Source organism: Desulfocastanea catecholica, from assembly GCF_054657295.1.
Genome location: NZ_BAAHYZ010000196.1, coordinates 1 through 225, shown reverse-complemented (window position 1 = coordinate 225; position 225 = coordinate 1). Strand labels below are relative to the sequence as shown.

Genomic DNA, 225 nt, shown 5'->3' with positions numbered 1-225 from the left:
CGGAACCGAATCGTGGTGCCCGTTCTGCGGTGAAAAGGTGATGCAGGTGACGCCGTGCTTTCCCAAAGACCTTATCGCCGAAGGCAGGATGCGAAGAAACGATATGACCATCTTCCCCAATCTCGCTCCGTATGACACCATTGGGGCCGTTGCCACGTTCGGTGCGAGGCACTACATCCCAATGACCGACTTCACCGTTGACCTCATGGCCGGCGCCTTCGGGTT

The 225-nt window shown here is 57.8% G+C and carries 1 pseudogene; it reads left to right on the top strand.

Going from position 1 to position 225, the window contains the following annotated elements:
- Positions 1–225, top strand: a pseudogene (locus tag ACYQ8U_RS23490) (hypothetical protein); the annotation flags it as partial.